The 10,355-nt window shown below is 45.1% G+C and carries 12 protein-coding genes; 10 read left to right on the plus strand and 2 right to left on the minus strand.

The genetic code is table 11. The features are described 5' to 3' along the window. Positions 1-915 precede the first annotated feature (915 nt). The 6 genes from B9T16_RS21545 to B9T16_RS21570 all read left to right on the plus strand — a co-directional run bounded on the left by B9T16_RS21545 (position 916) and on the right by B9T16_RS21570 (position 5,311). On the plus strand, positions 916-1,683 hold the full coding sequence (locus B9T16_RS21545; RefSeq protein ID WP_410245718.1) for a DNA methyltransferase: 768 nt from the start codon (positions 916-918) through the stop codon (positions 1,681-1,683). A gap of 21 nt (positions 1,684-1,704) precedes the next feature. Then, on the plus strand, positions 1,705-2,601 hold the full coding sequence (locus B9T16_RS21550; RefSeq protein ID WP_410245719.1) for a type IIL restriction-modification enzyme MmeI: 897 nt from the start codon (positions 1,705-1,707) through the stop codon (positions 2,599-2,601). A gap of 60 nt (positions 2,602-2,661) precedes the next feature. Then, positions 2,662-2,907, plus strand: a complete 246-nt coding sequence (locus tag B9T16_RS21555; protein ID WP_014277225.1) for a DUF2281 domain-containing protein — start codon at positions 2,662-2,664, stop codon at positions 2,905-2,907. 378 nt (positions 2,908-3,285) lie between these two features. Further along, positions 3,286-4,260, plus strand: coding sequence for an AAA family ATPase (locus tag B9T16_RS21560; protein WP_410245714.1), 975 nt, complete (start codon positions 3,286-3,288; stop codon positions 4,258-4,260). Between the two features lie 18 nt (positions 4,261-4,278). Next, positions 4,279-4,698, plus strand: a complete 420-nt coding sequence (locus B9T16_RS21565) for an AAA family ATPase (protein WP_014277223.1) — start codon at positions 4,279-4,281, stop codon at positions 4,696-4,698. Beyond that, on the plus strand, positions 4,682-5,311 hold the full coding sequence (locus B9T16_RS21570; RefSeq protein WP_014277222.1) for a hypothetical protein: 630 nt from the start codon (positions 4,682-4,684) through the stop codon (positions 5,309-5,311). The genes B9T16_RS21565 and B9T16_RS21570 overlap by 17 nt, the downstream gene beginning before the upstream one ends. A 697-nt stretch (positions 5,312-6,008) precedes the next feature. Here the strand turns inward: B9T16_RS21570 and B9T16_RS21575 are convergent. Further along, positions 6,009-6,119: a photosystem I protein PsaX gene (locus tag B9T16_RS21575; RefSeq protein ID WP_006616757.1), complete on the minus strand. Its 111-nt coding sequence runs from the start codon at positions 6,117-6,119 to the stop codon at positions 6,009-6,011. Positions 6,120-6,140: 21 nt separating this feature from the next. Between B9T16_RS21575 and B9T16_RS21580 the strand changes: the two genes are divergently transcribed. From B9T16_RS21580 to B9T16_RS21595, 4 genes are all read left to right on the plus strand, one after another. Beyond that, positions 6,141-6,389, plus strand: a complete 249-nt coding sequence (locus B9T16_RS21580) for a hypothetical protein (RefSeq protein WP_410245715.1) — start codon at positions 6,141-6,143, stop codon at positions 6,387-6,389. A gap of 23 nt (positions 6,390-6,412) precedes the next feature. After that, a complete protein-coding gene (rpsB, locus tag B9T16_RS21585) occupies positions 6,413-7,210 on the plus strand; it encodes a 30S ribosomal protein S2 (RefSeq protein WP_006616758.1) in 798 nt (265 codons plus the stop codon). A gap of 151 nt (positions 7,211-7,361) precedes the next feature. Further along, positions 7,362-8,024: a translation elongation factor Ts gene (tsf, locus tag B9T16_RS21590; RefSeq protein ID WP_410245716.1), complete on the plus strand. Its 663-nt coding sequence runs from the start codon at positions 7,362-7,364 to the stop codon at positions 8,022-8,024. Positions 8,025-8,142: 118 nt separating this feature from the next. After that, positions 8,143-9,033, plus strand: a complete 891-nt coding sequence (locus tag B9T16_RS21595) for a hypothetical protein (protein WP_006616760.1) — start codon at positions 8,143-8,145, stop codon at positions 9,031-9,033. Between the two features lie 163 nt (positions 9,034-9,196). Here B9T16_RS21595 and B9T16_RS21600 read toward each other — a convergent pair. Beyond that, positions 9,197-10,355, minus strand: a 1,159-nt coding sequence (locus B9T16_RS21600; RefSeq protein WP_410245717.1) for a hypothetical protein, incomplete at its 5' end; no start/stop codon positions are given.

Genomic DNA, 10,355 nt, shown 5'->3' on the forward strand with positions numbered 1-10,355 from the left:
CCTCAAAGGGTGGGATGGTAGCGTCAATCATCACATCTACGTTGGAAAATCTGACCAAGTTACTGTAGACAAGTTAATAGACGTAGCTAACGCTATGGTTACTAAGCGTAAGATTAGCGGGGAGGTGTCAAAACGACATTTCCTGTACTAACACCTAAACCCTAACACCTAACAGCTAACCCTAACTCAATAACTTAAATGGCCCCCTATGGTTTCTGACTGTAGGGGTTCATTCATATTATCTGTTTACTAGAGTGCATATGCACTCCTGCAAATGGTTTATATGAATGCTCACCCCTAGTTTACCCACAATAAACACCCTAAGCCAAAACCTTAACCCGTCTATTAGGGGTAATCATCCCGTGCGGAACCCAGTACCCCTATAAATTGGAGACTTGCTGAGGATTATGTGGGTAGTGGCTACCATCCCCAAACAAGTTACCAGTTGCAACGCGTTATGTTGGTAGTGAACTGAATTCAGCGGGTGATGATTAGATAATGCGATCGCATTTTGTTGGTAGCGAGTAGGTTCCTCAATATTTCACCAATAACCTGACTACCCCTATGGGTTTTGAAATTTGAGCCATACCCTCCCCCCAACCGGAACAAGCACTATTGGGGAAACGAACGACGTGATAGCAGTCAATGGTGAGGAACGAACCGATAGGCTTGCCATTGACGGGTATCACAAGGGAGTTACCCTATCGGTGTTTGGTTAGGGGGAGATAGTAGGCATTTGACAGATTGATTAAGTTGTGCTTGTTGACTGAGTAATCAACCGTTGACAGAATTATTTTCCTGTGCTAGGACTAGATTGTGAGTAATATTTGAGTAACTAGGCATAGTTATTGGGTTGAGTAATAACCCGCTATCGCTGTCAGGATAAAGGTTTATAGTTAACGCTACTCGACGGAAATCCGTCGGCGGGGGGAGTGCGATCGCCCTTCTCAGATTCCCTTGACCAATTTTCGGGGCATAGAAATTCGCCATTTTGCCGCAGAAATTGCCCGGTTAGCCTTGATTATTGCCGAGTATCAGTGTGATGTGTTGCATCGGGGGCCGATGTTGGCGTTGGCGGATTTTTTGCCCTTGAAGGCTGATAATTGGATTACTTGCGGCAATAATGCCTTGCGGTTGGATTGGTTGAGTCTTTGTCCGCCCACGGGAACGGGGGTAAAGGTGCAGCGGGAAGATTTGGATTTGTGGGGGGAAACGCGAGATCAGGCAGAAATTGAGTTTGAGAATGAGGGGGGAGAAACTTATATTTGTGGGAATCCGCCTTATTTGGGTTCGACTTGGCAATCGTCGGAACAAAAGGACGATTTAAAACAAATTTTTGATAGTCGGACAAAAAATTGGAAGTCTTTGGATTATGTGGCGGGTTGGTTTATGAAGGCGGCAGATTATGGCACGCCAACCAATGCGGCGGCGGCTTTTGTTTCTACTAATTCCATTTGTCAGGGTGAACAAGTTCCTGTTCTCTGGCCGCTTATTTTTGAAACTGGAAATTTGATCATATTTGCTCATACATCCTTCAATTGGGCAAATCTTGCGAGCCATAATGCTGGGGTGACGGTGGCTATCATAGGAATTGGGGCTGATTCAAAACATCATAATATAGTTTTTTCAGAAGATGAAACTGGACAAATAGTTGCCAAGGCAGGTAGTAATATAAATGCGTAGCTTGTTCATGGTCCTAATTTAATTATTGAAAAGGTTAGTCGCTCACCTGAAGATAGGGCTTTGATGGTATGGGGAAATAAACCAACAGACAATGGAAACTTTTTTTTAGATACCTATCAGGTGAAGGATTTGTTCGATCATTCGCCCCAGGCAATAAGCTACATTCGGCCTTATTTCGGATCCGCAGAGTTTATCAGAGGTCTTAATAGATATTGTTTGTGGATTGAGGACTCAGAAGCTGAAGAAGCTTATAAAATTCCAGAAATAGCTAAACGAATTGATGCTATTCGAGAATTTCGTAGTAATAGTAAAGCAGCAGAAACTAGACCAGCCGCAGATTATCCTCATCGATTTAGGCAAATTCAAGGGATTTGTGATCGATCTGCATTTATTGTTCCACGTGTTAGCTCTGAGCGCCGAGAGTATCTTCCTATTGGTCTTTTACCAGAACGATCATTGGTCGGTGATAGTGCCTTCGCTCTCTACGATGCGCCACTGTGGAACATGGCGCTAATCGCCTCACGCCTTCACTTGGTCTGGATCGCCACCGTCTGCGGCAAACTCGAAACCCGATATCGCTACTCCAACACCCTAGACTGGAACACCTTCCCCGTCCCCACCCTCACGGAACAAAACAAAGCCGACCTGACTCGCTRCGCGGAAGATATTTTATTAGCCCGCGAGCATTATTTCCCCGCTACTATTGCGGATATGTACGACCCAAAACGCATGGATAGCGAATTTCCCCTAGTCCGGGAAGCCCACGATCACAACGATGAAATTATCGAGCGAATTTACATCGGTCGTCGCTTCAAAAACGACACCGAACGCCTAGAAAAACTGTTTGATTTATATACAAAAATGACCAGCCAACCCACCCCAGCCCAAAAGTCGGCGAAACCGAAAACCAAGTCATAAAGCGATCGGGCATAATAGAACAAATCCAACCCAATCCAACCAACTGACTTCCTAAAAACTATGACAGCCGCCGAAAAACTCAATCAACTGATTCAAACCCTTCCAGAAAACCAAATCCCAGAAGTCCTGGACTTCGCCGAATTTCTCCAGCAAAAACAACTCACCTCCATTCAGCCTATTCCCTCTGGCACTCTGACTGGACTCCGAGGCATCGCCAAACGTCCCGAACCCGCCCCCAGTGATGATGAACTGCAAGTGCAACCCAACATCAACCGTAGGTTGGGTGCAACCCAACATCAACCGTAGGTTGGGTGCAACCCAACATCAACCGTAGGTTAGGTGCAACCCAACATCAACCGTAGGTTGGGTGCAACCCAACATCAACCGTAGGTTAGGTGCAACCCAACATCAACCGTAGGTTAGGTGCAACCCAACATCAACCGTAGGTTAGGTGCAACCCAACATCAACCGTAGGTTAGGTGCAACCCAACATCAACCGTAGGTTAGGTGCAACCCAACATCAAAGGTAGGTTAGGTGCAACCCAACATCAACCGTAGTATGTAGGCGAGATTCCCCGGTGGTCGCCGTGATCCCTCGCTTGTACCCCCGCGCCCCTACTGTTGCCTGGTTCATGGGAAACAGTATGATTAACAAACAGCAAACACTTGACTTTGTGCGACAATGTGGAGATAATAATAGGGGTGAGTTTGAAAGCGATCGCGATGGAAATCCAACGGGTCATCCTCACAAATTTTGGGCTATTTAAAAATCTGGAAATTTCCTTAGCACCCACCCAGCAAAACCCCAGCAATATCACCGTATTCGTGGGCAAAAATGGCGCGGGCAAATCCTCCATTCTCACCGCTTTAGCCACCTCTCTTAGCTGGTTCACTGCTCGTTTACGCACGGAAAAAGGCAGTGGCAACCCTATCCCAGAAAATTCTATACTTAATTCCGCTAATTTTGCCAGCATTGAAATCGAGGCTTATGATAATAATCATCCCTCAGAAAATGCCGACATCAGCCAGATTAATAATCAGTTTAAATGGACTTTAGCCAAAGCCGAAAAAGGGCGAAAATCCCCATATAATAGTAACCTAAACGACTGCACTCGTTTGGCTAATATTTATCGTGATGACCTCAGCGATAATGACCAAACAAGCCTACCTCTAATTGCCTTTTATCCGGTGGAGCGCGTAGTGCTGGATATACCCCTAAAAATTAGGACTAAGCACAGCTTTAAGCAATTAGATGGCTACGATAACGCCTTAAATCAGGGTGTAGACTTTCGCCGTTTTTTTGAATGGTTTAGAGAACGAGAAGATACTGAGAATGAATCAGCAATTCCTCAAGACTTTTGGAACGAAATCAGACCTCTATTACAAACCGATTCAACGGTATGGCAACAATTGCAGCAACTAAATGCCTCCGCTAAAGATAGGCAATTAACGGCAGTTCGCACCGCCATTAGCCGATTTATGCCGGATCTGGACAACCTGAGAGTCCGTCGCAAACCTCGTCTCTATATGGCGATCGACAAAAACGGTGAAACCCTAAATGCCGCCCAACTTTCACAAGGCGAAAAATCTCTGATGGCTCTAGTTGGTGATATTGCTCGCCGTCTAGCTATGCTGAACCCCGCCCTAGAAAATCCTTGAACAGGTGATGGTATCGTTTTGATTGATGAAGTCGATTTGCATTTACATCCCTCGTGGCAGCGTAGTTTTTGCGATCGCCTGATCGACACTTTTCCTAACTGTCAATTTGTGCTAACAACCCATTCACCTCTTATCATCAGCGACTGTCAAAATATCTTGGTTTACACCTTAAACAATGGTGAATTGCAACAATTGCCTTCCCAGTATGGGCAAGATGCTAATACGGTTTTACTAGATGTCATGGATACCAGTATCCGTAATGAGACCATTGATACTGAACTGAACAATCTGCTAGATGCCATACAAAACGCCAACCTAACCGAGGCTGAACAATTGCTTTCACAATTAACTGAGAAATTGCACGCCAATCATTTAGAATTGATGAAAGCCAAACTCCTGATCAATAAACAAAAATCACGTCATGCGAAAGATTCATAAAGGCTCGGAGCCACCTAATTTGACAGCATGGAAAAAGAAAAATCCTCATAGACGATATAGCCAGTTACCTGAAGATATGAGACGAGTTATTCGGGAATATGCTCTGAAAGAAAAATTCTATATTTGTGCTTATTGCTGTCAGAGAATAGAAGATATTAATAATTGCCATAATGAGCATATAGAAGCTCAAAATTTGAATCCTAACCGCACCCTCGATTTTTCAAATATTGTCGCCAGTTGTAATACCTCTAATCAATGTGGCAAGGCTCATGAATCTAAGCCCTTACCCTTAACTCCCCTGATGGAAGAATGCGAAACAGAACTTAGGTTTAAAATTAGTGGTCGGGTAGAAGGTTTGAGCGATCGCGCTAAGGATACGATTCAAGTGTTAAACCTGGGCGATGATGAAAAAAATAACCGTGCCTTAATCGAGAAACGTAAACAATTATCCGATACCTTGTTATGGAAAAGCGGTATAGATCCCAATCAAGGCTTGGAGGATGAAGAATTGCTAGAGATGTTAATCAGGGATCTATCACAACCTAACGAGGATAAGATGGACTCTTTTGCTCCAGTGCTGATTAATATTTTGCAAAATTGGCTGTCATCTTAACAGGAAGATTGGGGAAAGGTCTACTCAGCAGAACCCAACATCAACCGTAGGTTAGGTGGTAGGTTGTGTGCAACCCAACATCAACCGTAGGTTGGGTGAAACCCAACATCAACCGTAGGTTAGGTGGTAGGTTGTGTGCAACCCAACATCAACCGTAGGTTGTGTGCAACCCAACATCAACCGTAGGTTAGGTGGTAGGTTGTGTGCAACCCAACATCAACCGTAGGTTGTGTGCAACCCAACATCAACCGTAGGTTAGGTGGTAGGTTGTGTGCAACCCAACATCAACCGTAGGTTAGGTGCAACCCAACATCAACCGTAGGTTAGGTGCAACCCAACATCAAACCCCCACCAGATAGGGACTGAGCCGATGTGATCATAGTCACAGGTAAGCCAGAGTAACGATCGCATTTAGGTTGTTATGGCTATCATGCGATCGCCGCCCAGGCCAATTCACAGAGTAGCCGGACTTTTGTCACTGCCAACCTTAGTCAAATCTCCGATGATAGTGACCATCAACCTATTCGAGCTATCAAATCTCAAATAGCTCATCTATCGTAGTATCTCTCAAAACCAGAGAGCCCAGCAACCTATAAGCACCTATCGCTAAAGCATCAAAAAAATGCTGCAGCCATTGGTAGGGGAGAACCCCTATAATGGATCGGCAGCATAGACTTTTAAGGGCAATCAGCCAAGACTACTGAATGATATGGAAATAGTAGCCAGCCACCACCAGGTTAATTCCTAACAGGACGATCGCCCAGAAAGTACGGAAGGGATAGGGAAATCCACCAGATTTATTAGCCATATTTCAAAGTTCCAATCATTTTTGTCTATTAAACCACACAATGCGATCGCTGTTAATCTATCGCCTCACCTCAAAAAGTTGCCACCAGATTACCCCCCGGTAGGTGTTCCCTGTAGGCTTTCACCCTCTGGCATGATCCTCTCTGAGAAAGGCGATCGCCAGTGGTGCAATATTTGCTATAATTTTCAGGTTGTCTCAACTCGCACATCCAAGAGTTCGGGTGTCTGTGGGGAAATTCCTCTACAGATCGGCGCTTGGGTGGAGGATTAACCCGAAAAGGAGAAAAATTAATCATGCCAGTTATCAGTCTCGCAGATATGCTAGAGTCTGGGGTTCACTTTGGGCATCAGACCCGACGGTGGAACCCTAGAATGGCTCCCTACATTTTCACAGAACGCAACGGTGTTCACATCATTGACCTGGTACAAACCGCTCAACTGATGGATGATGCCTATGATTATGTCAGAAGTGCTTCTGAAGAAGGCAAAAAGTTCCTGTTTGTGGGGACTAAACGACAGGCTGCTGGTATTATCGCCCAGGAAGCTGCTCGCTGTGGTGGTTATTATGTCAACCAACGATGGTTGGGGGGTATGCTGACCAACTGGGTGACAATTAAAACTCGCGTAGACCGTCTCAAAGACTTGGAAGCGCGAGAAAATAGCGGTCAGTTAGACTATCTCCCCAAAAAAGAGGCGGCGGTTTTGCGTCGCGAAATGGGTAAGCTACAGAAGTATTTGGGCGGTCTCAAAGGAATGCGCCGAGTCCCCGATGCCGTGATTATGGTAGACCAACGCCGGGAATATAATGCCGTCATGGAATGCCGGAAATTGGGGATTCCCATTATTGCTCTGTTAGATACTAACTGTGATCCTGACCTGGCTGATATCCATATTCCCGCTAATGATGATGCTATTCGTGCCATTAAGCTGATTATTGGTAAATTGGCTGATGGTATTTATGAAGGCTGTCACGGGGTATCTGCTGTTGGCGCTGATGATGATTACGACGACGCGGATACCGATTACGATGACGAGGAATTCGGTGATGATTATGAGTCTGATGATGACTCTGATGATTCCTCTGATGATTAGGTCAATACAACAACTATAGTAGACGGTCTGGGGGGCGCTATGGTTTCCCAGACTTCTACCGAGCCAGGTTTCGGTATTTGGAAACATTTGTTAAACTTTCCTAACAAGTGTTGGTTACTGGCAATTTAACTAAGCAATTAAAGGATTAAACATGGCTGCAATCTCTGCAAAGATGGTTAAGGAACTGCGCGATAAAACTGGCGCGGGTATGATGGACTGCAAAAAAGCCCTCAAGGAAAATGATGGCGATATGACTAAAGCCGCTGAGTGGCTACGACAAAAGGGTATTGCTTCCGCTGACAAAAAATCTGGTCGTTCGGCGACAGAGGGAATAGTCGGTAGCTATATTCACACCGGAGGACGGGTTGGTGTTCTGGTGGAGGTTAACTGCGAAACTGATTTTGTCGCTCGTCGCGATGAGTTTCAAGAGTTGGTGCGTAATATCGCCATGCAAATTGCGGCTTGTCCCAATGTTGAGTATGTCTCGGTTGATGATATTCCCGCTGATATTGTGGCTAAGGAAAAGGAAATCGAGATGAAACGTGATGATCTCGGTAACAAGCCTGACAATATCAAGGAGAAAATTGTCCAGGGTCGTATTGACAAACGCCTCAAAGAGTTGTCTCTGGTAGACCAACCCTATATCCGCGACCAGAATATTTCCCTTGAGGAACTCATTAAGCAGACTATCTCTACCTTGGGCGAAAATATCAAGGTCCGTCGGTTTGCGAGATTTGTCTTGGGTGAGGGTCTGGAAAAAGAAGAGACTAATTTTGCTGATGAAGTGGCTGCCCAAACTGGTGGTAAGGTATAACCTATCGACTCTCAATTCCTAAGTTTTGGTGAAATTAACCCCGATCTGATGGCATAATCAGAATGGATCGGGGTTTTTTGTTTAGTGTTGCTCTAATGATGTTCCCCCTATTATAATTATGGCTGGATCTGTTAAACAAATTGAACATGAGATCGCACTATTGGAAGAGGCGATCGCTGATATTGCCCAAGAGCTGCATCAATGTTACAGTGATTATCTACAGGTTTTGGGTGATGGCTTGCGACAGCAACTTATCCTAGCTACTTATCATTTATGCACCCAGGGTTATCCAGAAGCATTTTTAAAGCTATCTTTCGCGCGCCGACAAGAGTTACAATCACAAATTCGCCATCAGGTTTCGCGATCGCAAAATCGGTTATTTAATCTGGTGCGTGCGCCTATTTCTGAGCAAAAACCGCCTTCTGATGAGGCGGAAACCTCTGATGATGTTGAACCATCCCCAGACACGGAAAACACGGAAAACGAGGATAATCAAAAGGTTCGCCCCTCAATTTCTATCCTTAAACCCGTTTCTCCATCTAGTCCCAAACCCCTGCTAATTACTCCCTCTCACCTGCTGCGTTGGCAAGAAAATATTGAGGAAGCCACTGCTAAAATTCTCCATCGCCTCTCCCATGAGATTAACCTGCTATTGCAGCAATATGCTATAATGCCCCCAGAGTTGCCTGTCGCCCTCATAGAAGCAGCCTCTAAAACTGAACCTCCCCTAGAAGCTACGGCGGGGAATACCCCCAATTTGTTGACTCTCATGGTGGAGACCGAAGATGAAAATGAGGAACAGACCTCCCGTGTCACTCAACTGATTACCGTTCACCTGCGGATATCGGAAATTGAGTTTTCTGACCCTAGGGTGATGGCCGGACGACATCAAATCCGCAATGTGATTAAACGCCTTAACCAGTTGGGACGCAATTATCAGAAGAAATTGCGGGAAAGGGCTGTCCTACAGGCTGAGGCGGCTTGGCGCTCTAGTTGGTTCGATGAGTAAATGCGATCGCCTCTTCTCTGCTGTCTTGACTCAATTCTCAAGGCTAGAGTCAATCAGAGTCAGTGGGGGCGACCATAACCCATCACTTCCATAATATCTCAGATTTCCGAATTTGTCAAGTATTTAATGTGAATTAATGCACTAATTCCCCCTCAGAAAAACCCTAGTTAGTGAATAGCCAGGGAATCACATAACCAATTACCACCGCCGCCACAGTCAACAGAAGATTAACAATTTCTGGGGGTAGCCAGAGGTCTAAAAGACTGGCGTGAATTTGACTGACCGATAGTTGAGGGTCAATACCGGCTGCAATTTTGGAGGCTTGACCGTGAATGCGAACCTGTAAGCCTTGGGGGTCGTCTGGGTGAATTTGTAAACGGGGAAAACTTTGGATATTGGGAGTCTTGTTAAAAATCAAAAACTGTCGCTTTTCCAAGTTCAAATCTTGATTAACCATGCGAACTTTTCCCTGTAATATAGTCGAAAGTTCGATATTATCCTGAGTCTTATCGGTGGTGAGGAACCGGGAAAAGCGCACTTGATTGACGGTTAAATTCCCCCACAGCCACTGTTGATAATTGCTAGTTTCCAGGTTAGGCAAATCCAGATATAATTCCGTTTGGCTGCTGGGGGAGAGATTCAATTCCGTAGTGTAGGGAGTCCAAACAAATTCGCGAAAGTTATACTCTTCTTCGGGTTGATTAAGTTGGGGTAAATCATATCCTTCCAGGCTGATATTTAAGGGGTCTTGTCCGAGGGAGAGTTGGATGACAGTTTTCGAGTTTTCTTCCGAGTTTTCTTCGGAGGGTGGAATTAGGGTAAAAATCAGTTGATTTCGGTCGGTATCATAAATAAAGTTGCGGACTTCGGTTTGTGGCTGGAGTCGCAGATAACTGAGTTCAAGTTGACTGAAACCATCGGGGTTAGAGGAGGTGATGATTAACTTACTGTGGGGATATTTTAAGCGAATGTCTAAGTTGTCAATACCCGACAAATCCTCCCCTTCAAACAATCCCAAAAGATGCAGATTTTGAACTCCTTCTAATTCGAGGCGTTGGAGGTTGCGGATTGAGTTGATGAATAATTTCTGTGAGGGTCCGGCGTAAGTAAAGCTGACGGATTCGGCGATGATATTGCCTTCAAATACATGAGCCCACGGCACAATTTTGAAACCCAGAATAAGTAGGGAAAATAGCAGCAACAGGAAGGCGGGAGTCCGATGTTTTTGAGCCTTGAGGAAAGACCGAACCCTCCCCAGTTTCAGATAAACAATATAAGCCTCTAAATTCTCGTCGTTGACTCGGTGGGGAGHGAAGGGATTA

Source organism: Arthrospira sp. PCC 8006 (genome assembly GCF_046480465.1).
Lineage (GTDB): Bacteria > Cyanobacteriota > Cyanobacteriia > Cyanobacteriales > Microcoleaceae > Limnospira > Limnospira platensis.